Source organism: Microbacterium sp. Se5.02b, from assembly GCF_019464375.1.
Classification (GTDB): Bacteria; Actinomycetota; Actinomycetes; order Actinomycetales; family Microbacteriaceae; genus Microbacterium.
Genome location: NZ_CP080491.1, coordinates 1,185,556 through 1,211,928 on the forward strand (window position 1 = coordinate 1,185,556; position 26,373 = coordinate 1,211,928).

22 protein-coding genes, 3 pseudogenes and 1 riboswitch are annotated in these 26,373 nt (G+C 69.8%); of the genes and pseudogenes, 9 read left to right on the forward strand and 16 right to left on the reverse strand.

Annotated elements, in window-relative coordinates; genetic code table 11:
• The first annotated feature begins 71 nt into the window (after positions 1 to 71).
• The gene (locus K1X59_RS05980; protein WP_183152161.1) at positions 72 to 2,291 is read left to right on the forward strand and encodes an NADP-dependent isocitrate dehydrogenase; all 2,220 of its coding nucleotides are present in this window, start codon (positions 72 to 74) and stop codon (positions 2,289 to 2,291) included.
• A 120-nt stretch (positions 2,292 to 2,411) separates the two neighbouring features.
• Here the strand turns inward: K1X59_RS05980 and K1X59_RS20945 are convergent, their stop codons facing one another.
• The 4 genes from K1X59_RS20945 to K1X59_RS05990 all read right to left on the reverse strand — a co-directional run bounded on the left by K1X59_RS20945 (position 2,412) and on the right by K1X59_RS05990 (position 4,413).
• On the reverse strand, positions 2,412 to 3,176 hold the full coding sequence (locus K1X59_RS20945; RefSeq protein WP_244632441.1) for a L,D-transpeptidase: 765 nt from the start codon (positions 3,174 to 3,176) through the stop codon (positions 2,412 to 2,414).
• Positions 3,169 to 3,618 carry a hypothetical protein gene (locus K1X59_RS20950; RefSeq protein WP_258567111.1) on the reverse strand — a complete coding sequence of 150 codons (450 nt, stop codon included), beginning with the start codon at positions 3,616 to 3,618 and terminating at the stop codon, positions 3,169 to 3,171. The genes K1X59_RS20945 and K1X59_RS20950 overlap by 8 nt, the downstream gene beginning before the upstream one ends.
• Before the next feature lie 47 nt (positions 3,619 to 3,665).
• On the reverse strand, positions 3,666 to 3,899 hold the full coding sequence (locus K1X59_RS20955; RefSeq protein ID WP_258567112.1) for a hypothetical protein: 234 nt from the start codon (positions 3,897 to 3,899) through the stop codon (positions 3,666 to 3,668).
• A gap of 109 nt (positions 3,900 to 4,008) precedes the next feature.
• On the reverse strand, positions 4,009 to 4,413 hold the full coding sequence (locus tag K1X59_RS05990; protein ID WP_183152162.1) for a RidA family protein: 405 nt from the start codon (positions 4,411 to 4,413) through the stop codon (positions 4,009 to 4,011).
• A gap of 25 nt (positions 4,414 to 4,438) precedes the next feature.
• On the opposite strand from K1X59_RS05990, the gene K1X59_RS20960 reads away from it, so the two are divergent.
• The 6 genes and pseudogenes from K1X59_RS20960 to nagB all read left to right on the forward strand — a co-directional run bounded on the left by K1X59_RS20960 (position 4,439) and on the right by nagB (position 11,954).
• Positions 4,439 to 5,170, forward strand: a complete 732-nt coding sequence (locus K1X59_RS20960; RefSeq protein WP_244632443.1) for a hypothetical protein — start codon at positions 4,439 to 4,441, stop codon at positions 5,168 to 5,170.
• Entirely contained in the window at positions 5,140 to 5,652 is a 513-nt protein-coding gene (locus K1X59_RS20965; RefSeq protein WP_258567113.1) for a hypothetical protein, read from the forward strand. The genes K1X59_RS20960 and K1X59_RS20965 overlap by 31 nt, the downstream gene beginning before the upstream one ends.
• Before the next feature lie 79 nt (positions 5,653 to 5,731).
• Positions 5,732 to 8,923, forward strand: a complete 3,192-nt coding sequence (locus K1X59_RS06000; RefSeq protein WP_309491631.1) for a family 20 glycosylhydrolase — start codon at positions 5,732 to 5,734, stop codon at positions 8,921 to 8,923.
• 63 nt (positions 8,924 to 8,986) lie between these two features.
• Positions 8,987 to 10,176 (forward strand): annotated as a pseudogene (locus tag K1X59_RS06005) (ROK family protein).
• 40 nt (positions 10,177 to 10,216) lie between these two features.
• Entirely contained in the window at positions 10,217 to 11,182 is a 966-nt protein-coding gene (locus tag K1X59_RS06010) for an ROK family protein (RefSeq protein ID WP_220174031.1), read from the forward strand.
• Positions 11,175 to 11,954, forward strand: coding sequence for a glucosamine-6-phosphate deaminase (nagB, locus tag K1X59_RS06015; RefSeq protein ID WP_183152163.1), 780 nt, complete (start codon positions 11,175 to 11,177; stop codon positions 11,952 to 11,954). Before K1X59_RS06010 ends, nagB begins: the two co-directional genes overlap by 8 nt.
• Before the next feature lie 16 nt (positions 11,955 to 11,970).
• On the opposite strand, the gene K1X59_RS06020 is transcribed toward nagB, so the two are convergent.
• From K1X59_RS06020 to K1X59_RS06050, 7 genes and pseudogenes are all read right to left on the reverse strand, one after another.
• Positions 11,971 to 12,381 carry an NUDIX domain-containing protein gene (locus tag K1X59_RS06020; RefSeq protein WP_220174032.1) on the reverse strand — a complete coding sequence of 137 codons (411 nt, stop codon included), beginning with the start codon at positions 12,379 to 12,381 and terminating at the stop codon, positions 11,971 to 11,973.
• Positions 12,374 to 13,730: pseudogene (locus K1X59_RS06025) on the reverse strand (FAD-binding oxidoreductase). The gene K1X59_RS06020 and the pseudogene K1X59_RS06025 overlap by 8 nt, the downstream one beginning before the upstream one ends.
• 23 nt (positions 13,731 to 13,753) lie before the next feature.
• Positions 13,754 to 14,125, reverse strand: coding sequence for a YrdB family protein (locus tag K1X59_RS06030; protein WP_183152165.1), 372 nt, complete (start codon positions 14,123 to 14,125; stop codon positions 13,754 to 13,756).
• 9 nt (positions 14,126 to 14,134) lie between these two features.
• A complete protein-coding gene (locus K1X59_RS06035; RefSeq protein ID WP_220174033.1) occupies positions 14,135 to 15,349 on the reverse strand; it encodes a hypothetical protein in 1,215 nt (404 codons plus the stop codon).
• Positions 15,346 to 16,227 carry a sigma-70 family RNA polymerase sigma factor gene (locus K1X59_RS06040; RefSeq protein ID WP_210274244.1) on the reverse strand — a complete coding sequence of 294 codons (882 nt, stop codon included), beginning with the start codon at positions 16,225 to 16,227 and terminating at the stop codon, positions 15,346 to 15,348. Before K1X59_RS06040 ends, K1X59_RS06035 begins: the two co-directional genes overlap by 4 nt.
• 711 nt (positions 16,228 to 16,938) lie before the next feature.
• The gene (nagA, locus tag K1X59_RS06045; RefSeq protein WP_183152167.1) at positions 16,939 to 18,111 is read right to left on the reverse strand and encodes an N-acetylglucosamine-6-phosphate deacetylase; all 1,173 of its coding nucleotides are present in this window, start codon (positions 18,109 to 18,111) and stop codon (positions 16,939 to 16,941) included.
• Positions 18,108 to 19,619 carry a family 20 glycosylhydrolase gene (locus K1X59_RS06050; RefSeq protein WP_220174034.1) on the reverse strand — a complete coding sequence of 504 codons (1,512 nt, stop codon included), beginning with the start codon at positions 19,617 to 19,619 and terminating at the stop codon, positions 18,108 to 18,110. Before K1X59_RS06050 ends, nagA begins: the two co-directional genes overlap by 4 nt.
• 107 nt (positions 19,620 to 19,726) lie before the next feature.
• A riboswitch (ZMP/ZTP riboswitch) is annotated at positions 19,727 to 19,811 on the forward strand.
• A gap of 39 nt (positions 19,812 to 19,850) precedes the next feature.
• Here K1X59_RS06050 and glyA point away from each other — a divergent pair.
• Together glyA and K1X59_RS06060 are read left to right on the forward strand one after the other, a co-directional pair.
• Entirely contained in the window at positions 19,851 to 21,125 is a 1,275-nt protein-coding gene (gene glyA / locus K1X59_RS06055) for a serine hydroxymethyltransferase (protein ID WP_183152168.1), read from the forward strand.
• Between the two features lie 153 nt (positions 21,126 to 21,278).
• A complete protein-coding gene (locus tag K1X59_RS06060) occupies positions 21,279 to 22,157 on the forward strand; it encodes a bifunctional methylenetetrahydrofolate dehydrogenase/methenyltetrahydrofolate cyclohydrolase (protein WP_220174035.1) in 879 nt (292 codons plus the stop codon).
• Between the two features lie 24 nt (positions 22,158 to 22,181).
• Here K1X59_RS06060 and K1X59_RS06065 read toward each other — a convergent pair whose 3' ends face one another.
• From K1X59_RS06065 to K1X59_RS06085, 5 genes and pseudogenes are all read right to left on the reverse strand, one after another.
• Positions 22,182 to 22,742, reverse strand: coding sequence for a hypothetical protein (locus K1X59_RS06065; protein WP_183152170.1), 561 nt, complete (start codon positions 22,740 to 22,742; stop codon positions 22,182 to 22,184).
• A gap of 45 nt (positions 22,743 to 22,787) precedes the next feature.
• Positions 22,788 to 23,645, reverse strand: coding sequence for an N-formylglutamate amidohydrolase (locus K1X59_RS06070; protein WP_258567114.1), 858 nt, complete (start codon positions 23,643 to 23,645; stop codon positions 22,788 to 22,790).
• A gap of 264 nt (positions 23,646 to 23,909) precedes the next feature.
• Positions 23,910 to 24,632 carry a DUF6882 domain-containing protein gene (locus K1X59_RS06075; protein ID WP_183152171.1) on the reverse strand — a complete coding sequence of 241 codons (723 nt, stop codon included), beginning with the start codon at positions 24,630 to 24,632 and terminating at the stop codon, positions 23,910 to 23,912.
• A 164-nt stretch (positions 24,633 to 24,796) separates the two neighbouring features.
• Positions 24,797 to 25,596, reverse strand: a pseudogene (locus tag K1X59_RS06080) (HpcH/HpaI aldolase/citrate lyase family protein).
• Positions 25,581 to 26,366, reverse strand: a complete 786-nt coding sequence (locus K1X59_RS06085; RefSeq protein ID WP_183152172.1) for a fumarylacetoacetate hydrolase family protein — start codon at positions 26,364 to 26,366, stop codon at positions 25,581 to 25,583. The pseudogene K1X59_RS06080 and the gene K1X59_RS06085 overlap by 16 nt, the downstream one beginning before the upstream one ends.
• Positions 26,367 to 26,373: the final 7 nt, after the last annotated feature.

The following is a 26,373-nucleotide window of genomic DNA, read 5'->3' on the forward strand; positions in this document are numbered from 1 at the left end:
GACACGGGGTCGAGGTCACTCAGGTATCTTGGTATCGAGACAAATAGACCACGAGAGCGGAGAACCTCCCGGTGACCGACGACGCCATCATCTACACGCACACCGACGAAGCACCGGCACTCGCCACCGCCTCCTTCCTCCCGATCATCCAGGCCTACACCGGCCAGGCGGGCATCGACTTCGAGACGCGCGACATCTCCCTCGCCGGCCGCATCCTCGCCGCGTTCCCGCAGAAGCTCTCCCCGGAGCAGCAGGTCGGCGACGCGCTGGCCGAGCTGGGCGGCCTCGCCACGCTCCCCGAGGCGAACATCATCAAGCTGCCCAACATCTCCGCATCCATCCCGCAGCTGAAGGGTGCGATCGCCGAGCTGCAGGCGCAGGGCTATGACATCCCCGACTTCCCGGACGAGCCCTCCTCGCTCGAAGAGAAGGACGTGCGCGCGCGTTACGACCGCATCAAGGGCTCCGCGGTGAACCCGGTGCTGCGCGAAGGAAACAGCGACCGACGTGCCCCCCTCGCGGTGAAGAACTACGCGAAGAAGCACCCGCACCGCAACAAGCCCTTCGCCGAGGGTTCCAAGACCCGCGTGGCCACCCTGGGGCACGACGACTTCAAGCACAACGAGCGCTCGTGGGTCGCCGCCCACGACGACGTGCTGTCCTTCCGGCACACCGCCGAGGACGGCACCGTCACCGTGCTCAAGGAGGGCCTCAAGGTCCTCCCGCGCGAGATCATCGATGCCACCTTCCTCTCGGCGAAGGAGCTCGACGCGTTCCTGGCTGAGACGCTGGCGACCGCGAAGTCCGACGATGTGCTGTACTCGGTGCACCTCAAGGCGACCATGATGAAGGTCAGCGACCCGATCATCTTCGGTCACGTCGTGAAGGCGTTCTTCAAGGACGTCTTCGCGCAGTACGGCGATCAGCTCGCGGCCGCCGGCCTGAACGCGAACGATGGACTCGGCTCGATCCTCGCCGGGCTCGCGAACGTCACCGGCGGTGCGGAGATCGCTGCGGCGTTCGACAAGGCGATCGCCGAAGGACCGCGCCTGTCGTACGTGAACTCCGACAAGGGCATCACGAACCTGCACGTGCCGAGCGACGTGATCGTCGACGCCTCCATGCCGGCGCTCGTCCGCAACGGCGGCAAGCTGTGGGGCAAGGACGGCGGAGAGGCCGACACGCTCGCCGTCATCCCGGACTCCTCGTACGCGAGCGTCTACCAGGCGGTCATCGACGACGTCATCGCGAACGGCCCTCTCGACCCGGCGACGATCGGCACCGTCCCGAACGTCGGACTGATGGCGCAGGCGGCCGAGGAGTACGGCAGCCACGACAAGACCTTCGAGATCGCCGCCGACGGCATCGTCCAGGTGCTCGACAGCGAGGGCACCGTGCTCATCGAGCACACGGTCGGCAAGGGTGACATCTGGCGGGCCACGCAGACCAAGCACATCCCGGTGATGGACTGGGTCAAGCTCGCCGTCAGCCGTGCTCGGGCGACGGGTGTGCCGGCCGTCTTCTGGCTCGACGCGAACCGCTCACACGACGCGCAGATCATCGCGAAGGTGCACCAGGGACTCGCGACGCTCGACACCAAGGGCCTCACGATCACGATCCTCGCTCCGGAGGAGGCCACCCGTTACACGCTCGCGCGCATGCGTCACGGCCTCGACACCATCTCGGTGACCGGGAACGTGCTGCGCGACTACCTCACCGATCTCTTCCCGATCCTCGAGGTCGGAACGAGCGCCAAGATGCTCTCGATCGTGCCGCTGCTCGCCGGCGGTGGACTGTTCGAGACCGGCGCGGGTGGCTCCGCTCCCAAGCACGTGCAGCAGCTCGTCGAGGAGAACTACCTGCGCTGGGACTCGCTGGGCGAGTTCTTCGCGTTGGCCGCGTCGCTCGAGCACTTCGCCGACCGCACGGGCAACGAGAAGGCGCGCGTGCTGGCCGAGACCCTGGACGCCGCGACCGGAACCTTCCTCGAGGAGGACCGCTCGCCCGGTCGCGCACTGGGCACGATCGACAACCGCGGAAGCCACTTCTACCTGGGCCTGTACTGGGCGCAGGAGCTGGCGAAGCAGACGAAGGATGCCGACCTGGCAGCGGCCTTCGCGCCGATCGCCGCGACCCTCGCCGAGAACGAGGAGAAGATCGTCTCGGAGCTCAACGCCGTGCAGGGCTCGCCGGTCGAGATCGGCGGGTACTACCGCCCGGACGAGGCGCTCGTCGCCGCCGTCATGCGTCCGTCCGCGACGCTGAACGGCATCGTCGACGCGCTGCGCTGACGCACAGAGAGAGGGGGCGGATGCTGCGGCATCCGCCCCCTCTCTCGTACCCGTTCCCCGCGCGGGGCGCGCGACCCGTCGACGACGCACCCGGGTGCCCGGGTGGACCCGACATGCGGATCAGTAGTAGACGGAGATCTCGAGGCCCTCGGGGGACCAGTCGTAGACGTACTTGGCGAGATCGATCGGCAGGTTCACGCAGCCGTGGCTCATCCGCTGGCCGAAGTTGTTGTGCCAGTAGGTGCCGTGGAAGCCGATGTTCGGCGCGAACCAGGTGATCCACGGCACGTCTTCGGTGCAGTACGGGGCGCCTTCGTAGCAGCCCATGTCCTGCATCGCGGTGTGTGCGAACACCTTGAAGTTGCCAGTAGGGGTGAGGGTTCCGGGCAGACCGGTCGAGACGGCCCAGGACTTCACGACCTCGTTGTTCTCGAACAGATACGCGCGCTGCTGACTCAGGTTGATCTCGATGCGGCGGAACAGGCTCACGGTCTCGAACGCGGTCTCGCTGACGGTGAGCACGAACACGCCGTCGCCGGCGGCGAGCTGCTGGGCGAACTGCTCCGCGACGGTCGACGTGTCGCCGAGCGCGCGGCCGGTGGCGCCCTTCTGCTCCGAGCGGAGCACGGTGCCGGCGGAATCGACGATGTTGGTCGCGTTGACCGCGGCCCGGTCGACGAGCCCTGGCAGAGTGTCGACGGTCGCCTGAATCGCCTGCGGGTCGGCCTCGATGCGCAGCTGACCGTCGTCGTCGACCACGGTCAGCCAGGTCGCGGCGACGGCCGGAGCGACCGGTACCGTGCGCTCGTCGCCGACGTAGAAGCCGATGCTCCCGAGCAGCGTGTTGAGTTCGGTGGCTGTGGCCGTCGCGTCGTCGTCAGACACGGGGGCAGCGCCTCGGCAGGTCCGCCGGGGTATTCGAGCGAGGTCGCACCGTCGGCGACCGCGTCGGCGAAGGCGACGGTGAGTGCGTCGACGTCGATCCCCGTGCCGGCCTCGGAGGGGTGATCACGTAGGTGCCGCTCGCGGCGTCGAACACCACTCCGGCATCGACCGGGTCTGTGAAACTCGTCGGTACAGCTGCGCGCAGTGCAGAGCCGGCCGTTTCGGTGTCGAGCACGATGTCGGCGGGAACCGGGTGGCCCATCCACATCCCGAGATTCCACATCGGGCGATCGGCGAAGGCCGCGTCGGCCAGGGCGGTCGCGTCGACCTGCGCGCCGAGGTCGGCACCGGTGAGAACGACATCGCCGCCGTCGCCCGTGAGCGTGACCTCGGTCTCGGCGAGGTGGGTGCTGATGGCGTCGGCCGCGGCCCCGGGAGTCATCCACCCCACGGGGATGCCGGCGACCGTGGTGCCGGGAGCGATGAGGATCAGGAGGCGGCGCCCGCGCCCAGGGCGACGGCCCCGATGCCGAGGCCGATCCACAGGCCGAGGTGGCGCTTCTTGGGGGCCGGTTCGACGGGCGCCCAGGCGAGCGGCTGCTCGCCGGTTCCGGGCGGCATCGCGTCGGTGGAAGCGTCTCCCGGTGTGAGCACGGCGGTGGGCGCGGAGTCGTCACCGTGCGCCTCGGCTGCGGCGCCCGGCGCAGAAATCAGATCGGTCACGAACTTCACCCCCCGGATCTCAAAACGTGTCCTGAGGTCCAATGGTACGGGATGGGAGGTAACGGGGAGGCAACGGTCCGTGATACGGTGCCTCCCCGCACTGCGCCCGTCAGTCGACGATGGCGATGCCGTCGATCTCGACGAGCATCTCCTCGCGCGGCAGACCGGTGAAGACGGTGGTGCGCGACGGGAGCACGCCGTCGGTGGTGTGCGCTGTGACGAACTCGCCGTAGGCCTCGTTCATGATCGGGAAGTCCTCGCGCTTGGTGAGGTACACGCGCAGCATGACGACGTCGTCGAACGTCGCGCCCGATGCCTCGACGATCGCCTTGACGTTCTCGAGCGTGCGAGTCGTCTGCGCGGCGACATCACCGGGGAAGAGGTACTCGTTGGTCTGCGGGTCGACGGGACCCTGGCCGGAGACCTGGACGAACGGGCCCTTGCGGATCCCCTGCGAGAAAGTGTGGGCGGGAGCGGGGGCGGCGTCGGTGGAAACTCGGATCTTCGCGGTCATGCCACCAGCCTAGTAGCCTTGTTAGATGCCTCTACAAATTCCGGATCCCGTTTTCGGCGCCTGGACGAAGGGGTTCCCCGCGCACGCCGCAGGGCTCCGACTCTCCGAGGTGCACGGCGCCGGCTTGCGCCTCTCCGACCTGGTCACCCCGGTGATGACCGTCCACGAAGAGGCGCTGACGCACAACGAGGACACCGTCTTCGGGTGGGCCGAGGAGCGTGGCGTGCTGCTCGCTCCGCACGGCAAGACCACGATGGCGCCGGCACTCTGGCAGCGGCTCCTCGACGCGGGGGCGTGGGGTATCTCGGTCGCCACGCCGTGGCAGGCAGAGGTGGCCATCGACGCCGGTGTGTCGACGGTGCTGATCGCCAACGCGGTGACGGATCTCGCTGCGGTGCGGCGGCTCGGCGCCCTGCTCGCCGATACCCGCCTGCGGGTGCTGTGCTGGGCGGACTCCCTCGGAGGTGTCGCGATCCTCGCAGAGGGCATGCGCGACGCCGCGCGGCCGCTGGACGTGCTGGTGGAGCTCGGGGAGCGCGCGGGCGTACCGGCGCGCGATCCGTGGAGGAAGGGGAACGGATCGCCGAAGCGGTCTCCGCCGCCCCGGGACTTCGGCTGGCCGGCGTCGCGGGATACGAGGGACCGTTCGGGCCGGATCGCAGCGAGGGCTCCGTCGCCGCCGTCGACCGGTATCTGCGCTCGATCGTCGAGCTGCACGATCGGCTCGTGTATCCCGAGGGCGTCCGCCCCGTACTGAGCGCGGGAGGCAGCGCGTTTCCCGATCGCGCTGCCGCGGTGCTCGCCCCGCGCAACGTCGAAGCCGATATCGTGCTGCGTTCTGGCGCGTTCCAGATCCACGACGACGGCTTCTACTCCCGCATGTCGCCCTTCGGTGCGCTGACCGACACGGCGTCGCTCCGTTCGGCGATGCACGTCTGGTCCCGGGTGGTCTCGCAGCCCGAGGACGGTCTCGCCCTGTTGGATGCGGGGCGGCGCGATGTGCCCTTCGACCTGGACCTGCCGGTGCCGCAATCGGTCGAGGGCGAAGTGACGGCGCTGAACGATCAGCACGCGTTCCTCCGCCTTGCCGATGCCGCCACCACAGCGGTCGGCGACGTCGTGCGGCTCGGCCTCTCCCACCCGTGCACCGCGTTCGACAAGTGGCGGGTGGTCGCGGTCATCGACGACCCCGACGCGCCGGACCCTCGGGTGATCGGGGCGGTGGCGACATGCTTCTGAGTGCGGAGAAGGCCGCTGCGGGGCTCGTCCGTGTCTATCGGGGCGCCACGGTCGTCGACGGAACCGGCGCCCCCGTTTCGTGGCCGACGTCGCGGTGGAAGGCGCCAGGGTCGTGGCCGTCCTGCCGCGGGACAGCCGCCCCGACGAACTCGAACTCCCGGCGGGGGCGGTCGAGATCGCGGCCGAAGGGCTCGCCCTGGCGCCGGGCTTCATCGACATGCACGCCCACAGCGACCTCGCGGTGCTCGGCGGGATCACGCACGACGCGAAGATCAGGCAGGGTGTCACGACCGAGGTGCTCGGGCAGGACGGCCTCGGCTACGCGCCGCTCGACGACGCCTCCGCGGCTGTCATCCCGGCGCAGATCGCGGGGTGGAACGGTCTGCCCGACGACGTGCCGTGGCGGTCGATGGACGACCTGCTGTCGGCCATCGACGCGGCGACCGTCGCGAACGCCGCCGTGCTGGTTCCTCAGGGGAACCTGCGGATGATGGTGGTCGGACACGAGAACCGTCGAGCGACGTCCGCCGAGATCGCGTCGATGACGGAGATGCTCGGCGCGGCCCTCGATGCGGGAGCTTTCGGGATGTCGAGCGGTCTCACCTACACGCCGGGCATGTACGCGGACACGGCGGAGTTGGAGGCGCTCTGCCGAGTCGTCGCCGAGCGCGGCGGATATTGGGCGCCCCACACCCGTAGCTACGGAGGGGGAGCACTCGACGCCTATCGGGAGGCGCTCGACATCGGTCGTCGCACCGGCTGCCCCGTGCATCTCACGCACGCCACGATGAACTTCGCTCCGAATCGGAGGAGGGCTGACGAGCTCCTCGCCCTGATCGACGAGGCGATCGCCGACGGGGTCGACGTGACCCTCGACACCTACCCGTACCTGCCGGGGGCGACCACGCTGGCCGCGCTGCTGCCGAGTCGGCTCGCGGCGACGGGAGACCTTCTCGGAGCCCTGTCCGCGCTGGATCCCGAAGGGCGGGAGGCCCTGCGCGTCGAGCTGGAGGAGGTCGGCTGCGACGGCTTCCACGGTGAGAAGGCCGACTGGACGCAGATCCAGATCTCGGGCGCGGCGAACCCGGCGCTCGCGGACCTCGTCGGACGCACGGTCGCCGAGATCGCGACCACGACGGGTCGCCGAGCCGTGGACGTCGTGGTCGACACCGTGATCCAGGACGCCGGGGCCACCGGAATCCTGATGCACATCGGAGACGAGGAGAACGTCCGCGCGATCATGCGCCACCCGCGGCATTCGGGCGGGAGCGACGGAATCCTGATCGGCGCCCGGCCGCACCCTCGCGGCCGGGGCACCTTCCCGCGCTACCTGGGGCACTACGTGCGCGAGCTCGGCATCCTGACACTCGAGGAGGCGGTGCGCCACCTGTCGGGTACTCCGGCTCGACGCCTCGGGCTCGACAGGGGAGACGCGCCGCGCGGCGTCATCCGGGACGGCGCGACTGCCGACCTCGTACTGTTCGACCCCGAGACCGTCGCTGCCGGCGCCACCTTCGACTCACCGCTCGCCGCTCCGCGCGGCATCGTGGAGGTGCTGGTCGCAGGAGTGGCGGTGGTGGCCAACGGCGAGCCCACCGGTGCCGCACCGGGGCGCGCCCTGCGGATGCCGCCACCGCCCCATCGGGCGACCGTGCCGCGGGTCGACGCACGGATCGACCCCTCCGCGCCCGGATTCGCCTGGGCAGACGGAACCCCGATCCGTGCCGCAGCCGACCTCGCCGCTTCCGTGGTGCGGCTGGGCGGCGGAGGGGCGTCGGACGACGCGGCCCCCATCCGCCTCCTGGTCGATGAGAGTCTCGGCGCCGAGGCGGAGGCAGCCGGAAGCATCGGTGCTGAGGCGTTCCGGGTGACCGTGAGCGCGGGCGGCATCGAGATCCGAGGCGCGAGTCCGTGCGGCGTGTTCCGGGGCGCCACCGTGCTGCGGCAGCTCCGCGATCCCGAGGCTTCGGCCGTCATCGTCCCCGCCGGCGTCTGGGAGGGCGCGCCCGCGTACGGGTGGCGCGGGGCGATGCTCGATGTCGCCAGGCATTTCCGTCCCGTCGACGAGGTGCGTCGGCTCATCGACCTGCTCGCCGACCACCATCTCAACGTCCTCCATCTGCATCTCACGGATGACCAGGGGTGGCGATTCGAGGTTCCCGGTTTCCCCCGGCTCACCGAGATCGGCTCCACGCGGGTGGCCACGCAGAGGGGGCACGGTCCGCTCTCGACGGTGGAACCCGGGGTGCACGAGGGGTTCTACACCGCCGTCGAGCTGCGCGAACTCGTGGAGTACGGCGCCGAGCGCTTCGTGACGCTCGTGCCCGAGGTGGAGCTGCCCGGCCACGTCCAGGCTGCGCTCGCGGCCTACCCCGAACTCGGCAACGTCGACGTCGGCGATCCGGTCACCGCGCCGTGGGAGCGTTTCGGTGTCAACCCCCGCACACTGGCTCCGACCGAGGCGTCGCTGGCGTTCGGTCGTGCGGCCATCGACGCCCTGTGCGACGTGTTCGACGCGGAGTGGATCGGCATCGGCGGAGACGAGGTGCCCGTGACGGAGTGGGCCCAGAGCGCCGCCGCCGCGGAACGCATGCGTGAGCTCGGACTCGCCACCGCGCACGACGTGCAACCGTGGTTCACGGCGCAGTTCGTGGCGCACGTCCGCTCGCGGGGGCGGACGGCCCTGGCATGGGACGAGGTCCTCGAGGGCGACGTGCCGGACGGTGTGCGCATCCTGGCCTGGCGCGGCCCCGCGGCGATGCGCGATGCCCTCGCCCGTGGCATCCCGGTGGTGGCCTGTCCCGATCTCGAGGTGTACCTCGACTATCCCCAGTCGGAGTCCGTGGAGGAGCCGATCAGAGTGGGTCCTCCGTTGACGATCGAGCGGGCGTACACCCTGCGCATCGAGGACGGCGCCGTCGGAGGGCAGGCCAACGTCTGGAGCGAGCACCTGCCGACGCGGGATCGCGTCGACTTCGCGATGTTCCCTCGTCTGGCAGCGATCGCCGAGCGCCTCTGGGACGGCGGTGACCCGGCGCCGTATGCGGACTTCGGTCGACGCCTGCCCACGCACCTGCGCCGCCTGCGTGCCTCGGGGTGCGGTATCGTCCCCTTGACGGCCCGACGCCCGCTCAGCGCCGACCCGGCGTGCCGGGCAAACCGCTCACGATCTCGGCTCGGGAGGACATCGTCGCGGGCCTGGTCGCTCGCCTGGTGGAGCGGTCTCAGGCCGCTTCCGCCGAGTATCGAAAGTAATGTAACGTTTCGGTAACCCTGCCAGCGCGTCCGCGGGCAGAGGTTGCGTAAATTTTGTTCGTAAGGTCTACTAACAAACATGTCCGTTTCGGATGAACAGCGCCCCGCGTCGCCGGCAGAGTACCTCGGCGCGAACTCGCACGCCTTCGGCCCCGGGCGGCACCTGCGCTCGCGCTCCAAAGTGCTCCCTGAGCACGCTCGCGGGCACAACCGGGCACTCGTGCTTCAGACGCTGTATCACGCCGGAGCCATGAGCCGCGCCGATCTCTCGCGCGAGACGGGGCTGACCAGGGTGACGATCTCCGATCTGGTCGCGGAGTTCATCGCCGACGGCATCGTGATCGAGATGGGCGTCCGCGAAGCCGTGGGCCCAGGTAAGCCGCCGATCCTGATCGACATCGACCGGTTCGGCCACCAGATCCTCGGCCTCGACCTCTCCGGTCCCAGTGCGTTCACCGGGGCGGTGCTCAGCCTCGACGGCGACGTCCTGGAGCGACGTGAGGTGCCGCGTCCCGAGTCGCCCGACGGCGAAGCAGCGTATGCGGCGCTGCACGAGTTGGCGCAGACGCTCGTCGCCGCCTCGACGCAGCCGCTGCTGGGCGTCGGCATCGGCACGCCCGGTGTCGTGCGACCCGACGGTCTCGTCCTCAGCTCTCCCAACCTGGGCTGGACCGACTTCCCGCTGGAGGCGAAGCTCGGCGTCGACCTCGACCTGCCCGTCCTCGCCAGGAACGATGCCAACGCCGCCGTGCTCGCCGAGTACACGTTCGGCGACGCGAAGGCCGACTTCATGCTGATCAAGATCGGCCGAGGGGTCGGCGCCGGCCTCATCACCGGGAGCCAGCCGCTGCTCGGCAGTCGTCGCTTCGCGGCGGGGAGATCGGTCACGTCGTGGTCGGCACGGACGGCGGGCCACGGTGCGCGTGCGGCAAGGACGGATGCCTCGAAGCCTGGCTCAGCGTCAGCCGCCTCGGTGCCGCGATCGCCGCCGATCCTGCCGCGCGGGATGAGATCCTGCGCGATGCCGGGACCCGCATGGCCATCGCCATCGCCCCGATCGTCGCCGCGCTCGACCTCTCCGAAGTCGTGCTCTCCGGACCCGCTGACCTGCTCGACGGCATCCTCATCGACGCCGCGATCGAGACCCTGCACGCGCGGACTCTCGAGGGCGTGTTCGAGGACGTAGAGGTGCGTCTCACGCACCAGGACGACATCGTGCTGCGCGGGGCCGCGGTGATGGTCCTCTCCGGTCAGTTGGGAGTGTCGTGACGACTGCTCTCGCCGCCGGCACTGCAGGGCGTGGCATCTGATGACCGATGCGGGCACCGCCGACCGTTCCGGTCGGCCGATTCGTGTGGGCCTCGACGTCGGCGGCACCAAGATCGATGCCGTGGCCGTCGATGCCGCCGGTGAGATCATCGGGAGGCTGCGTCGCCCGACCGGGTGGGGAGACGACGCGGTCGTCGAGAGCATCGTCACCGCGGTCGCGACGCTCGCCGACGAGACGGGTCTGACGGTCTCGCGTACCGGCTCCGTCGGGATCGGCATCCCCGGACTCGTCGACGCCGAGGCTGGACGAGTGGACCACGCCGTCAACCTCGGGGTCGAGTCCCTGGACCTCGCCGACCGTGCCGAGCGTGCACTCGGTGTGCCCTTCCGGGTGGAGAACGACGTGAAGGCCGCTGCGCTCGGCGCGGCCGCGCTCAGCGGCGTGTCCGGGTCGATGGCGTACCTCAACCTGGGCACAGGGGTCGCCGCAGGGATCGTGATCGACGGGCGGATCTGGCGTGGTGCGCGCGGCACCGCCGGCGAGGTGGGGCACCTCTCGGTCGACCCGAACGGGCGTCTGTGCGGATGCGGACAGCGCGGGTGCATCGAGACCTTCTGCGGCGGTGGCGCCCTCGCCAAGGCGTGGGGACGACCGGGGGCTCTTCCCATCCGCGACATCTTCGACGCCGCGGACGCGGGTGACCCGCTGGCCCTCGCGCTGCGTGACGATCTCCACCACGGCGCGGCCGCCGCAGTGCGGGTGCTCGTGCTGTCGGCCGACGTCGAGACCGTGATCATCGGGGGAGGCCTGACCGCGCTCGGCGGACGCCTCGAAGACGGAATCCGCGCGGCGCTGCATGCGGGCGCCGAGGCTTCGCCGTTCATGCGGTCGCTCCGGCTGGATGAGAGAATCGAACTGCTGTCCGCGGGGTCTCCCGCCGCCGCTTTCGGCGCCGCGCTCGTCGGCGCCTCCCTCACAGAGAAGGAGATCGTCCCGCATGGCTGAGGTCGTCATCGTCGAGAATGCCGAGGCCGCCGGTGAGTTGGTCGCCACAGAGATCGTCGAGTTGATCGACCGGCGTGCCGACGCGGTGCTCGGTCTCGCCACGGGCTCGACCCCGCTGCCCGTGTACCAGGCGCTGCGCTCGAAGCTCGCCGGCCGCGACGTCTCCCAGGTGCGCGGCTTCGCGTTGGACGAGTACGTGGGCATCGACCCGACCCACCCGGAGAGCTACCGCTCGGTCATCACGCGCGAGGTCGTCGAACCGCTCGGGCTCGACCCGCAGCGCATCCATGTGCCCAACGGCGCGCTCGCGACGATCCAGCACGCGGGCGACGACTACGAGGCCGCCATCGACGCGGCGGGTGGCGTCGATCTGCAGATCCTCGGAATCGGCACCGACGGGCACATCGGCTTCAATGAGCCCGGCTCGTCGTTCGCCTCCCGTACGCGCGTCAAGACGCTCACCGAGCAGACCCGCGAAGACAACGCCCGCTTCTTCGACTCGATCGACGACGTGCCGATGCACTGCATCACGCAGGGGCTCGGCACCATCCTGAAGGCGCGCCACCTCGTGCTGCTGGCCTTCGGTGCAGGCAAGGCCGAGGCCGTGGCCGGCGCCGTCGAAGGACCGCTCACGGCACTTCTGCCCGGCTCCGCGATCCAGCTCCACCCGCACGCGACGATCGTCGTCGACGAAGCCGCCGCGTCGCGCCTCTCGCTCGCCGACTACTACCGCTACACCTTCGCCAACAAGCCCGAGTGGCAGGGCATCTGACGCACGCCGAGCGTGCTCAGTCCTGCGCGAGCGCAGGCCACGCGATCGGCAGCAGGTGCTCTGTGCTCAGCGGTGCCAGGGCGAGCGTCGGGATGTCCTCCCGGGTGATCCAACGGAGTTCGGCGAGTTCGGCCTGGACGGTCACGGCCTCGGGATCGACGGTCGTCGCGAAAGCCTCTGCGACGACACGATGGCCCGGCTCGTTGGCGGCGGCCGAGGCGAACGTTCCCAGAGGTCGGAGGTCGCGCTCCTCCAGGAGCAGCCCCAGCTCTTCGTGGAGTTCGCGGATCAGCGTCTGGGCGGGGGACTCGCCGGGCTCGGGCTTTCCGCCCGGTTGCATGAAGGTCGTCGTGCCCTCCTTGCGGACGACGAGGACGCGCCCGTCGTCGTCGACGATCACAGCCGCGCTCACGTGGATGTCAGGCATCGAAGACCTTCCCTGGGTTGAGGATGCCGAGCGGATCGAACACCGCCGCGATCTGCCGCTGGAGGTGCCACTGGTCGTCTCCCAGCTCCTCGGCGAGCCAACGTCGCTTGAGCACGCCGATGCCGTGCTCTCCGGTGAGCGTCCCGCCGAGCCGGATGGCGGCGCGGAACAGGTCGTCTGCGGCCGCCCACACCTCTGGGGGGACCTCGGGTCCGTCGAACAGGAAGTTCGGATGCAGGTTGCCGTCGCCGGCATGGGCGACGGTCGGGATGCGCAGACCGTACTCCCGTTCGATACGGGCGATCTCGTCGAACATCGCGGGCATCGCGCTTCGCGGCACCGCGACATCTTCGATCAGGGAAGTGCCCAGCGACGCCATCGCCGCGTGCATCGACCGCCGGATCGCGAGTAGACGCTCTCCTTCGGTTCTGTCGTGCGAGACGACCGTGCTTCCGTCATGCGCTCGCAGGATGTCCGCGATCGCCTCTGCCTCGGCGCGCGGCGGGTCCGTCGGTCTGGATCGTGAGCTGCGCGGCGCCCGTCGTCGGCGCGGGAAGGGCGAGGAGCGCATGCACCGCCTCGAGGCTGGCGGCATCCATGAGCTCCATGATCGCCGGTTGCACCCCGGCTGCGGTCACGGCGGCCGACGCCGCAGCAGCCGCTCGGACACCGGGGAAGGTCGCAGCGATCGTGCACGTGTCGCCGGGGACCAGCCGACGCAGTTTGAGTGTCGCTCCCACCACGACCCCCAGAGTCCCCTCGGAGCCGACCACGAGCGCGGTGAGGTCCAGGCCGGTGACGCCCTTGACGCTGCGGTGGCCGAGGTGCAGCAGGCGACCGTCGGCGAGCACGAGATCGACGCCGAGGACGGCATCGCGCACGACACCGTACTTCGCGCACAGGAGACCGCCCGCACCTGTGGCGATGTTGCCGCCGACGGTGGAGATGTCTCGGCTGGCGGGGTCGGGGGCCCACCACAGCCCGTGGCGGCCGAGCTCGGCGTTGAGATCCGCATTCAAGATGCCCGGTTCGACGACGGCGAGCAGATCGTCGGCCCGTACCTCGCGGATCGCGGTCATCCGTCGCACGGACAGCACGATCTCGCCCGTTCCCGCATTGGCGGCGCCCGCCAGACCGGTGCCGGCCCCACGGACCACGACGGGAGTGCGCGTGGCGGTGGCGATGCGAAGGGTCTGCTGGACGTCTTCGACGCTCTCGGCATGGACGACCGCGACCGGGAGTCCTGCCGCCGCGTGACCGGAACGGTCGGCCCTCGCCTCCTCGAGCGATGCGCGGCTGGTGTCCACGAGCGCTCCGAGCGACTCCTGCAGCTGCGACAGCACGCTCACGTCAGGCGCTCACGACAGGGCGGTCACGACAGTGCGCGGCGGCCGCTGAGCACGCCGGCGACGACGGCGACGAGGGCGAAGGCGGTACCGATCAGAGCTTGCCCCATCGACCACCAGGCGATGGTGACGCCGACGTAGATCAGCAGTTCGACCGCGGCGCGGAGGAAGGGGTGCACCCGGAGCATGGCTCGGGGTGACAGGAAGAGCGCCCAGATCAGGACGACGATGACGGGAGCCCCGATCCCGATGATGATGTTCCACGGAAGCGACCAGCTGGCGAAGCCCCAGAGCGCGAGCGAAGCGACCGCGACCACCAGGACGATGGTGCGGACGATGTCGAGCGCGGTGATGGTCGGGCGCTCGACGCCGGGAACGGGTGCGGGATCCGAGGACATGGATCCAGTCTATTCGGCGGGCGGGGCGTCCTCAGCCGGAGCGGCAGGGGTCTCGGCGGACTCGGCCTCGACGGGAGCCGCGAGCGGCGCCGACTCGACGGCCTCAGGTGCAGGCGCGGACTCCGGCGCGGGTGCGGGTTCCGGCGCGGGTGCGGGCTCCGGTGCCGGCGCGGGCTCGGGTGCCGGAGCAGACTCGGGTGCCGGAGCCACGTCGACCGGTGTCGTCGTCGAGGTACCGGTCCCCACGTTCTCGACGGGCGCGAGAGGCGTCTCCGCGACAGCGGCCGGGTCCTGCGGCTCGTCGGTCGGAACGTCTTCGACCGGTCGCGTGGATTCGAGTGCCAGCAGGGTGGTGCTGGCCGAGGGGCCGATCTCGCCGTCGAGCAGATAACGGAAGGTCACCGTCGTCCGGCCGGCGAACAGGTATTGGAAGAGGCTCGGACGGAGGTCGATCGTCCCGAGCCCGGCGTCGTCGAGGACGATGCTGTCTCCGCCGCCGCTGCTTCCGTCCAGCAGTGCCTCGACCGTCGTGCCCGGTGCGCCGGTGACGGGGACGCTGTAGTGGACGGTCAGATCGTCGAACCAGATGGTGGCGAGATCCCAGGTCGGAGCCTCGGTGGGAACGGCCGGGTCCACGGGGTCCACAGGGTCCACGGGGTCGACCGGGTCCACGGGGTCGACCGGGTCCACGGGGTCGACCGGGTCCACGGGGTCGACCGGGTCCACGGGGTCCACGGGGTCGACCGGGTCCACGACTGGAGGAACGACGACCGGAGGAACCACGACCGGAGGGGCCACGACCGGTCCGGTCTGCTCCGCCGCCGGTTCGTTGGTCTCGTCTTCCACCGGGGTGACGGGCGCCTCCTCCGGAACGGTGACGGGCGGCTCGATGACGATCGGCTCGTCGAGGTTCATCGATTCATCGGGGCCGACATCGGATGTGATCGACGACGCATCCTGGTCGCCCGCGCTGGGGAGCGAGGTCGCGGGATCGGCACCCGTGAGCCCGGGGATGATGGTGGCTGCGGCGACGACACCCGCGACGACGAGCGCCGCGGATCCGGCTCCGACGAGGGCGCCGATTCCGGTGAACACGCCACCAGCGGCTCCTGCTCCGGCCGCACCGGCTGCACCGCCTCCTGCGGCACCTCCCGCGCTGCTGCCGGCTCCGCCGGCCGTTCCGCCGCCGGAGCCATGGGCGCCGGACGTGCTGCCCGCGGTCACGGCAGGGCCCGACACATCACCGCCGAACACCGCCCCGGGATGTCGGAGGGCATCGCGGCGAGTGCGACGATCGGCGTGCCTGCACCCTGCAGCGTCGCGAGATACCCCGAGGCGCCGGTGACGCCCAGCACGAGCGGCAGCAGCACGAGTGCGAGACGCTTCGAGACGTCTTTGGCCTCGGCGGCCACGATCATGCATCGTGCGCACTCGTCGAGGTGCAGTTCGAGGCGCTTGAGGTCGCGTGTGCTGAGGTTTCCTCGTGAGTATGCGCCGAGGTGCTCGATGGTCCACTGACATTCGGAGCCCTCGGCCGCACTGCGCAGGTGTGCTTGGACCCAGGCTTCGCGCAGGCCCTCGCGTGCACGGAACGCGAGCTGCGACACGGCGCCGGACTTCATCCCGAGGAGACGGCCGACCTCCTGGGGCTTCATCTGCTCGATCTCGGTGTACCAGAGCACTTCCTGCCAGCGGGAGGGAAGACTCCGGAACGCCTGCGCGGTGAGGCTCCGATCGAGAGCCTCGTTCTCGGCCTGATCGGTCGTCTCGGGATCGGCCACCGAGTCGAGCTCGTCGATCGCGGTCTCGCGGCGTGCGCGCCCCCAGCCTGCGGCGGTGTTGCGGATGCTCGTGAACAGATAGGCGCGGAAGGAGCCGTTCGGTCCGCCGCCCTTGATGATCGCCTGGTAGATGCGGGTGTACGCCTCCTGCACCAGGTCGTCGGGATCGATCGACGAGGTGATCGATCGCGCGACGGCGATGCCGGAAGGATAGTGTCGCCGCCAGAGTTCACCGAACGCCCCCGTGTCGCCCGAGCGGGCGCGGAGGATCAGGTCGGCATCGCCGATCGGCTGGTCGTCTGTCGTGTTCTCTTCGTGCACAATCATCCATCTGTCGCGGGGCGCGGATGCGTCTCTACAGGGGAGACGCGGGAAAGCGCCGCTTATCACGCGACTTCTCCATTCTCTCGCGAATCTCCCAGGGAAGCCACCTTTCGCGACAATTCCGAGACGATGCCCGGCTTCGCGAGCCCGCCGATCCGGGGTCCATGCGACCGGCGTCGGACGTTCTCGAAGGATTTTCACGAAGTCGCGTAATGAACCGTGGGGGTCGTCGTCTCATCCCATGGAGACAGCCATACGAACTCCTCCGGGGGCGGAGTTCAGGCGCTGGTGCGAGCGGCAACTGCACCGGTCGGGTGGGTCGGGAACCTCGGGGGAGGAGTCCTCGCCCGCCCAGCTCTGAAGAGGGAACGGGGCCGCCGCTCTGGGGAACGGTGGCCCCCCGTTCCGTCGGGATGGGGTTCGACAGGACTTCTCGAAGAATTTTCGAGAAATCGCGTAATGAATCGATGAGGCTGCCGTCTCATCCCATAGAGACAGCCGTACGAACTCCTCCGGGGGGCGGAGTTCAGGCGCTGGTGCGAGGGGCAACTGCACCGGCCGGGTGGGTCGGGAACCTCGGGGGAGGAGTCCCGGCCCCCCTTCTCTGGAGGGGGAACGGGGTCGCCGATCTGGGGAACGGCGACCCCCCGCCCTCGACACGCACGACCGGAGAGCGCAGAGCTGCGCGTCGCGCGAATGCGTGCTCGTTCAGCCGAGCAGCTTTGGTCCCGACCACACACGCGCGATGCGCAGTTCCGCATCCATCAGCACGGCGTCGCCGAGCATCCCGGGGCGCAGGCTCCCGAGCGCGGCCTCCCGTCCGATCGCTCTCGCCGGCGTCTCCGTCAAGGCACGCACGCCCTCGACCAGGGGCACGCCCGCAGCGACCGCGCGCTGCAACGCGACGTCCTGCGTGAGGGTCGATCCCGCGATCGAGCCGGTGTCGTCCGCCCGTGCCACGCCGTCTTCGACCGTGACGCTCACGGCACCGAGGTCGTAATGACCGTCGGCACTGCCCGCGGCGGCCATCGCATCGGTGATCAGCGCCACGCGACCAGGGGCGGCGTCGAACACCAGCTTGACCACGTGGGGGTCGAGGTGCACGTCGTCGGCGATGGCCTCGAGCACGACCCGATGGTCGGCGGCTGCGGCGAGCACCGGCCCCGGAGCGCGGTGGTGGATACCGGGCATCGCGTTGAACGCGTGGGTGAGGATCGACGCTCCCGCTTCGAACGCGGCGACCGCCATCTCGGCATCCGCGTCGGTGTGCCCGACCGCGGCAGCGGATCCGGCAGCGACGATCCGCCGGATGGCGTCGAGTCCGCCGGGGAGCTCCGGCGCGATCGTGACCTGCCGCACCGTCCCGCGTCCGGCCTCCAGCAGCCGCTCGACGTCGGCGGCGTCGGGGTGACGCAGCAGCGAGGGCTCGTGGGCGCCGTGATGGCCGGGGTCGAGGAAGGGCCCCTCGAGGTGAGAGCCAAGGATGTCGGCGTCGGTGTCGGTCAGATCCGCGATGGTGGCCACGCTTCGCGCCAGTTCGTCCAGCGGTGCCGTCACGAGTGACACGACCGCGCGGGTGGTCCCGTGTGCACGGTGCAGCTCTCGCGCGGTGCGGATCGCCTCGACGCCGTCGTCGAACGACGCCCCGGCACCGCCGTGCCCGTGGATGTCGATGAAACCGGGAGTGAGCACGGCGCCGGGACCCGCGACCGCGGCGGCATCGATCACCTCATCGGCCGGATCCCACGTCGAGCCGGTTCCGCGGGCGGTGACGATGCCGCCTTCGATGCGCACCCACCCGTCGTCGAGGCTCTCGCCGCGGTCGATGATCCGCGCGGAGTGGATGACCAGCGAACCGGTCGGGAAGGAATGGGTGCTCAACGTGCGCTCCAGGGGATCTCGTCGGCGGGATGGAACTCGACCCCTTCAGCCTTCCACAGGGGCGCGAGCGATCCGACGCGCACACGGAACGACGCCCACACTCGATCGGGAGCCTCTCTCGGCGACCACGCGACCTCGGCCTGGGCCGCGGCCCGGGGGAACACCAGCTGCTCGACCTCGCCGAGCGTGCGCGTGGTCTCGGACCACAGCGGCGCCTCGATGCCGAGGATCGCGGACTCCGGTACGTCGAGGATCGCGGTCGGCTCCCACTCGTAGGCGGTGCGGACGTCGATGACCGCGGCCCACGTGAGTCCGAGCGGGAAGTCATCGGTGTACTTCATGTCGAGGTAGGTGACGTTCGCGGCGGACATGATCAGTGCCCCTCCGCGCTCGACGAAGTGGGCCGCCTCCTCGGCATGCGCACCTGCGGGGGTGGTCATCCCCCAGTACTGTCCGACCGTGCCCTCGGCGATACCCGCCGCTGATCCCATCTCGTGCCACGCGATCGGGATCTTCCCTGCCTCGACGACGATCTCCGTCGCGCGTTCGGCGAACAGGTCGAAGTCGGCCTGAGGCGTCCCGAGCGATTCGTCGCCCCCGATGTGGATGTACGGGCCGGGGGTCATCTCTGCCAGCTCGCGTACGACGTCGCGGACGAATCCGTAGGTGCGCTCCTCGTGGATGCGAACGCTGGAATGCCCGACGCCCCACCCCAGGTACGGTTTCCCGGCCTCGGGCAGCGGCTGTTCGAGGCGCTGCGAGTCGGCGACGAGGGTGTCGTTGAGGACCGGGGCCTCCACGAGTTCGGGATAGGCCACTCCGATCGCATGCGTGTGCCCCGGCAGGTCGATCTCGGGGATGACGATCATGTGCCGCGACGCCGCATACGCGACGATCTCACGGTAGTCGTCCTTCGTGTAGAAGCCTCCGGGGTGGCCGTCGACGGAGCTGCCGGCGGACAGCTGCGTCAATCGCGGCCACGAGTCGATGTGCACACGCCACCCCTGATCGTCGCTGAGGTGCAGGTGCAGGTGGTTGAGCTTGAGGGCGCTGGTGCTGTCGATGAACCTCTTCACGTCGTCCACACCGAAGAAGTGCCGTGCCACATCGAGCATCACACCGCGCCGAGGGAAGCGTGGCGAGTCCGCGACGTCCGCACCGAGAACGCTCCAGCCGGTGTCGTCCTGCCGCAGCAGTTGCAACAGTGTCTGGACACCGTAGAAGAGGCCGGCCTCGTCGGCGCCGATGATGACCGCGCGCTCGCCGACCTCGAGCGTGTAGCCCTCCGGTGCCGAGGATTCCGGATCCACGAACAGCTCGATCTCCGCAGGCGCCGTCTCGACAGGGGTGAGACGGATGCCGGTGCGCCGCTCCACCGCGGCGAGCAGCTGGGCCGCCGCCGGCGAGTGGCCGAGCACGCGCGTCGTCGCGGTGATCGGCATCCGTCCCTCCCGTGCGATGGCGGAGACGGGCGCTGGTACGAGCGGGAGAGGATGAGGAAGGACCATGAACAAAACCTACCGGCCGTGATCGTCGAGCGGAATGGGGAAGTCGAATCGATTCTGCGACCAGGGCCGAAACGGCAGCGTTCCCGTGGGCCGACATCCGCTATGCTCGTACTCGTCGCGACTGGCGTCTGGGTGGACTACCACCGGGGAGCGACTGACCACGGAATTCGACCGCGCGCCTGGGCCGATAGGAACACCCCTTCGAATCCGTCGTCAAAGGAGCATGTCACCATGACCGACCGTTACTTCAACGCCCCGCTCGCCGAAGTCGATCCGGAGATCGCCGAGGTGCTCGACCGGGAGCTGAAGCGCCAGCAGACCTTCCTCGAGATGATCGCGTCCGAGAACTTCGTTCCCGTCTCGGTGCTGCAGTCGCAGGGTTCCGTGCTCACGAACAAGTACGCCGAGGGGTACCCCGGACGCCGGTACTACGGCGGCTGCGAAGAGGTCGACGTCGCGGAGTCCCTCGCGATCGAGCGGGCGAAGAGCCTGTTCGGCGCGGAGTTCGCGAATGTGCAGCCGCATTCCGGCGCCTCCGCCAACGCGGCCGTCCTGCACGCGATCGCGCGCCCCGGCGATACGCTGCTCGGTCTCTCCCTCGACCAGGGCGGTCACCTCACGCACGGCATGAAGATCAACTTCTCCGGCCGGCTCTACGACATCGTCGCCTACGGCGTCGACCCCGAGACCTCGACCATCGACATGGCAGAGGTGCGTCGCCTCGCGATCGAGCACAAGCCGAAGGTCATCATCGCCGGCTGGTCGGCATATCCGCGCACGATGGACTTCGCGGCGTTCCGCGAGATCGCCGACGAGGTGGGCGCCCTGCTCTGGGTCGACATGGCGCACTTCGCCGGACTGGTCGCCGCAGGGCTCCACCCGAACCCGGTGCCGCACGCCCATGTCGTCTCCTCGACCGTGCACAAGACCATCGGCGGCCCCCGCTCGGGCTTCATCCTCACGAACGACGCCGAGCTCGCGAAGAAGATCAACTCCGCCGTGTTCCCCGGCCAGCAGGGCGGTCCGCTCATGCACGTGATCGCCGCCAAGGCGACCGCGTTCAAGCTCGCAGGAACCCCGGAGTTCAAGGAGCGTCAGGAGCGCGTGCTGCGCGGCGCGAAGCTCATCGCCGAGCGCCTGTCGCAGCAGGATGTGAAGGACGCCGGCATCGCCGTGCGTTCGGGCGGCACCGACGTGCACCTCGTACTGGTCGATCTGCGCGACGCCGAGGTCGACGGCAAGCAGGCAGAGGACCTCCTCCACGACATCCACATCACGGTCAATCGCAACGCCGTGCCGAACGACCCCCGGCCGCCGATGGTGACCTCGGGCCTGCGCATCGGCACCCCGGCGCTCGCGACCCGCGGGTTCGGGGATGCCGAATTCACCGAGGTGGCCGACATCATCGCGCTCGCGCTGCTCCCCGGGGCCGACGTCGAGTCGCTGCGCACCCGCGTCGATGCTCTCGCCGCGTCGTTCCCGCTGTACCCCGACCTGCAGCAGTAGCCCCTCGCCTCGCCCGCCCCTCGCCTCTGTCGCGAGCGCGCGGGACGCTGCCGAGTGCACGGCTTGTCCACGCGAACAGGCCGTGCACTCGACGAGGAACCGTGCGCTCGGCGGAGACGACAGGGCGTATGACGCACGACGGAAGGAAGAGACATGACCGCGAAGATCCTGGACGGGAAGGCCGCATCGGCCGCCATCCGCGCAGAGCTGACCGAGCGCGTCGCTGCGCTGAAGGACAAGGGCATCACGCCGGGCATCGCCACCGTGCTGGTGGGCGGCGATCCGGCATCGCAGCTGTACGTGGGCATGAAGCATCGGCAGTCCGAGGCGATCGGGATGAACTCGATCCAGCGCGAACTGCCCGCCGACGCGACGCAGGCCGAGGTCGAGGCGTTGATCGACGAGCTCAACGCCGACCCCGCATGTCACGGCTACATCGTGCAGCTGCCGCTGCCGAAGCACCTCGACACCGATGCGATCCTCGAGCGGATCGACCCCGCGAAGGACGCGGACGGCCTGCACCCGACGAACCTCGGACGCCTGGTGCTCAACGTCAACGGGCCGATCCACACGCCGCTGCCCTGCACGCCGCGCGGCGTGATCGAGCTGCTGCTGCGCAACGACTACGACCTCAGGGGCACGCACGTGGTCGTCGTCGGCCGTGGCGTCACGATCGGCCGTTCGATCGGGCTGCTGCTGACCCGCCGCGAACTGAACGCCACGGTGACCCTCACCCACACCGGCACGGTCGACATGCCGCGATACCTGCGTGAGGCCGACGTGATCGTCGCCGCGGCGGGCGTCAAGCACCTGATCCGGCCCGAGGACGTGAAGCCAGGAGCAGCAGTGCTCGACGTCGGCGTGACCAGGGAGACCGACGCCGAGACGGGCAAGAGCCTGGTGTTCGGTGATGTGGCACCCGGCGTCGCCGACGTCGCGGGATACATCTCTCCGAACCCCGGTGGCGTCGGCCCCATGACCGTCGCACTGCTCATGACGAACGTCGTGGAGGCGGCGGAACGACTCGTCTGACGCCCGCGCGAGGGCGGATCGGGGTCAGCCGAGTTCGTCGAGCATCCGACGCTGCTCCGGCGTCAGGCCGTCCTTCAACTCCTCGCGGGCGGCGGCCGTCTCGCGGGTCTCCGCTGCGGACGGGGTCGCGGCGGGAGCGGGTTCCGTGCCCCGACCCCGGACGCGAGCCTGCACGGAGTCGTAGATCTCTCCGGCCTTCGCGCGCATCCTGTCGTCGATCTGGTCGTAGATCATCCAACCGAACAGCAGCGCGAGCGGCGGAAGCACGAAAGCCCAGAAGCCCGACGCCCGCACGCCGCTCAGCCACACGGTGAGTACCCAGATGACGAGCTCGACGAGATACACGAGCACGTATTGGACGACCTTCTCGCCGGTCTTCGTGCGCTCGGCGGCGGACTTCGCGGCGGATCTGCGGAAAGCTCCCGCCAGCAGCGGCTTCACGAACAGCGCGGCCAGGGTCAGGATGACGCCCGCCCACAGGGCGTTCCACCCGACCGAGACGCCCGGCAGCAGCAGCCCGATCAACAGCAGCACGGCGACATCGAACACGTAGAGGGCGGCGAACCGGACGATTCCGTTCTTCATGCGACCAGCGTCCCACATCCGTGCAGGGTGGTCGAGGACGACGGGTCAGAGCGCGCGGTACAGATCCCAGGAGCGCCGGCTCGCCTCCGCGACCGCGCGCACCTGCGCAGGGTCCTCCCGGATCCATTCCGTTCCCGGCCGATGCAGTTCGGAGACCGCGTCGGCGCCCAGGAGGTACTCGCGCCGGAATTCGGCCTGGACGGCATCGAGTTCGAGCGCCGCCTCCACGGCCTGGTCGGCGAGCTCTCGGAACCGCGCACCCGCGGCACGGATCTCCTGGCTGCCGAGATAGGGCGTGTTGAGCGCCACGGCGTCCGGCTGCTCGACGCGGAACCCGGCACGATGCGCGTCTGCGAGCGCGCGAAGTCGCTCCGGGTCCATGGTCGGAGGGTCCGCCGGATCTCGTTCGTCGCCGCGAGGGTCTCCGCGGTTGGACAGGGCGACGACGGCGGGGAGTCGGTCTTCCGGCGCGCGTGCGACGTCGACCGCGCCATCCCTGGTCGTGGTCGTGTTCATGGTGTCGTGGAACGACAAGCGCGTGAAGCGGCCGCCGACCCGCAGCTTCGCGGCGATGAAGCGTTCGGTGAGAGCGTCTCTCGTGCGCTCGTAGACGCCGAGACCGCGCTCGCCGACCTCGACGAACGCGTGCACCAGGCGCTGCAGTTCGGCGTCGTCCCCCGGCACCGCCAGGATCGGGAAGAAGGAGAACGTGACAGGGCGGATCGCATCCACGCCGGAGAGATCCACCTTCTGCCAGGGGCCGGCAGCGCGGGTGCGTTCGATGGCTGTCGTCAGGTCGGCGGCGATGTCGGCCGGACGCGCGCGGTTGGGGTCGCGGACGAGGCGAGGATGAGGGTTGATGACGGCGACGATGCGGCGGTCCCGCTGCGCCCACTCCCGCACGATCCCGCCGCGGTGGCGACGTCGGTGAAGTCGTACTGCAGCCGTCGGGTGAGCGCGGGGAGAGGAGGGGCACCAGCTCCTCGGGGATGCGCGCACCCGCATGAGGCGCGCTGACGAGCACGTCGGCCTCGGCGATGGCCTCGTCGAGAGTGCGACTGTCGCTGTCGGCGAAGACCGTGATCTCGTCGGCCGTGAAGGTGCGTCCTGCGGGGATGAGGTCCAGGTCGCTCATGCGCTCATGCTAGCCGTGGCCTCGCCGGCGGGTCAGCCCTGCGCGTGGAGGGTGCTCTCGATCCCGCTGATGCGGGCCCGGTCGTCGAATCGGAAGGTCGCCGTACCCGACGAGTCCGACACCGTGGCTCCGGAGAAGGCCTCGTCGGTCCAGGTGAGGGTCCAGTTCGCGAGGCGCGCGAGATCCCAGACGGACGTGCGTGCGTCGGGGAGGTTCACGCCGGCGAGGACGCGAGGCAGCGCGACGACCGCATCGGCGACGGTGAGCGGGGCGAGCGGAGCATCGAGAAGGAACACCGCGCGCGTTCCGTTGCCCACGGGCGCCGAGTAGTACGGCGAGCGCCCGGTGAGTTCCACGGCCACACCTCCGACCGCGTGAGCGGCCTGAGCGATCCAGTCGTCGTCGCCCGATGCGTCGGCGGGGAACGGCACCTCCGACGTCGTGAGCTCTGCGATGCCGTGCTCGGTGCCGTAGGTGTGCAGCTGGCCGGCGACACCCTGCGCGTCTCCGCTGGGGTGCGCCCAGGCCCACAGCAGCGATCGGGGTCTCGGTGCGATCGTCGCGATCAGGTGCGCGCGCGTGACCAGCTGACGCGTGGGGTCGGCGTTCGCCGTGAACGTCAACGTCCCCGCTGCCATGTCGGCGTCCCAGCGGTGTTCGCCGAGAGCGTCGGCGGCAGCGGAGAAGGCGTCCTGTCGGAGGGCGACGAACAGGGCGGCACGGTCGGCGAGAGGCTGGAGCGCGGCGAAGGTCATGCCCACAGTCTCGCCGGGAATGCTATGAATCCGCTAGTTCACCCGAGGTCGCCACGGCCTACTCCGGGCGTCCCATCCGCCACACGGCAGGCACCAGCAGGGTGAGCAGAGCGACCGCGGCGCCCGGCGGCTGCGCGTTCGAGGCGCGCACCCGACCCGCTGGGTCAGTAGCTGGCGCGGGTGCTTCCGTCCGTGCGGATGAACCGTGCGGCCAGCGCCTCGGAGGCGCGCGCCAGGAGGGCGACGTCGGCGCCAACCGCCACGAAGTCGGCGCCCGCGGCGAGGTACGCATCCGCGGCCGCAGGATCGAACGCGTTCACCCCGACCGGTTTGCCGGCAGCGGTGACCGCCGAGAACACCGAGGACACGGCCGCGGTCACATCGGGATGGGTCTGCTGACCGAGCAGCCCCATCGAGGCGGAGAGATCGGAGGGACCGACGAACACCGCGTCGACGCCGTCGACCGCGGCGATCTCGGCCGCCGCCTCGACACCCGCCGCCGTCTCGATCTGCACGGTGAGGGAGGTGTGCTGCGCGGACTCCTGCAGATAGCGATCGATGCGGTTCCACCGTGCACTGCGGGCCAGGGCGCTGCCCACCCCGCGGACCCCTGCCGGGGATACCGGGTCGCGGCGACAGCGGCGCGCGCTTCGTCAGCGGAGGACACCATCGGCACGATCAGGTTCTGCGCGCCGAGATCGAGGATCTGCTTGATCGCGACCGCATCGTTGGAGGGCACGCGCACCAGCGGTGCGATCGGATACGCGGCGACGGCCTGGAGCTGCAGGAGCACGGATTCGAGAGTGTTCGCCGAGTGCTCCATGTCGATCAGCAGCCAGTCGAGCCCCGACCCTGCGGCGACCTCGGCCAGGAGCGGGCTGCCCGAGCACACCCACATCCCCACGAACGGGTGATCCGCGCCTGCGAGCTGCTCGCGGAAGGAAGGGTCTAGACGAAGCGGCATGCGATTGTTCCCATCGGTCCGTAATCGCACAGCACCTCATCGCCACGCGACACCCACATCGGGCGCGTGAACGATCCTGCCAGGATGATCTCGCCGGCTTCGAGACGCGCGCCGTGCTGATGGAACTTGTTCGCCAGCCACGCCACGCCGGTCGCCGGGTGACCCAGCACCCCGGCGGCCACGCCGGTCTCCTCGATCTCGCCGTTGCGCGAGAGCACGCCAGGCACCCACCGCAGGTCGATCTCGTCCGGACGCTTGTGCACCGTGCCGAGCACCATGGCCCCGTAGGCCGCGTTGTCGCTGATCGTGTCGACGATCGTGCGGCCCTCGAGCTCGATGTGCGAGTTCAGCACCTCGAGGGCCGGCACGGCATAGTCGATCGCGGCGAGGGCGTCTTCGAGCGTGCAGTCCGGACCCTCGAGAGGCTCTTTGAGCACGAAGGCGAGCTCGACCTCGATGCGCACGTTCGAGAAGTGGTCGACCGGGATCTCGGCACCGGACTCGTACACGGTGTCGTCGAACATCACGCCGTAGTCGGGCTCGGTGATACCGGTCGCCTGCTGCATCGCCTTCGACGTCAGGCCGATCTTGCGACCGACGAGCCGGCGCCCTGCCGCGATCTGCGAGTCGCGCCAGACGCCTTGGATCCCATACGAGTCCTCGACCGTCGCCTCCGGGAAACGCGCGGTGATACGGGGGATCACCGCGTGCGCGCGGTCGGCCTCGGCGAGCTCCGCCGCGATCTGGGTGATGGTCTCCGCTGACAGCATCCGAGCC

What these genes read in the sequence shown, in the direction of transcription:
- K1X59_RS20960 (WP_244632443.1), top strand. Translation starts at nt 4,439, where the DNA reads ATGCCTCTACAAATTCCGGATCCCGTTTTCGGCGCCTGGACGAAGGGG.
- K1X59_RS20950 (WP_258567111.1), bottom strand. Translation starts at nt 3,618, where the DNA reads ATGACTCCCGGGGCCGCGGCCGACGCCATCAGCACCCACCTCGCCGAG.
- K1X59_RS06060 (WP_220174035.1), top strand. Translation starts at nt 21,279, where the DNA reads ATGACCGCGAAGATCCTGGACGGGAAGGCCGCATCGGCCGCCATCCGC.
- K1X59_RS06075 (WP_183152171.1), bottom strand. Translation starts at nt 24,632, where the DNA reads ATGACCTTCGCCGCGCTCCAGCCTCTCGCCGACCGTGCCGCCCTGTTC.
- K1X59_RS06030 (WP_183152165.1), bottom strand. Translation starts at nt 14,125, where the DNA reads ATGTCCTCGGATCCCGCACCCGTTCCCGGCGTCGAGCGCCCGACCATC.
- nagB (WP_183152163.1), top strand. Translation starts at nt 11,175, where the DNA reads ATGGCTGAGGTCGTCATCGTCGAGAATGCCGAGGCCGCCGGTGAGTTG.
- glyA (WP_183152168.1), top strand. Translation starts at nt 19,851, where the DNA reads ATGACCGACCGTTACTTCAACGCCCCGCTCGCCGAAGTCGATCCGGAG.
- K1X59_RS05990 (WP_183152162.1), bottom strand. Translation starts at nt 4,413, where the DNA reads ATGACCGCGAAGATCCGAGTTTCCACCGACGCCGCCCCCGCTCCCGCC.
- K1X59_RS06010 (WP_220174031.1), top strand. Translation starts at nt 10,217, where the DNA reads ATGACCGATGCGGGCACCGCCGACCGTTCCGGTCGGCCGATTCGTGTG.
- K1X59_RS06050 (WP_220174034.1), bottom strand. Translation starts at nt 19,619, where the DNA reads ATGGTCCTTCCTCATCCTCTCCCGCTCGTACCAGCGCCCGTCTCCGCC.
- K1X59_RS06020 (WP_220174032.1), bottom strand. Translation starts at nt 12,381, where the DNA reads ATGCCTGACATCCACGTGAGCGCGGCTGTGATCGTCGACGACGACGGG.
- K1X59_RS06085 (WP_183152172.1), bottom strand. Translation starts at nt 26,366, where the DNA reads ATGCTGTCAGCGGAGACCATCACCCAGATCGCGGCGGAGCTCGCCGAG.
- K1X59_RS06065 (WP_183152170.1), bottom strand. Translation starts at nt 22,742, where the DNA reads ATGAAGAACGGAATCGTCCGGTTCGCCGCCCTCTACGTGTTCGATGTC.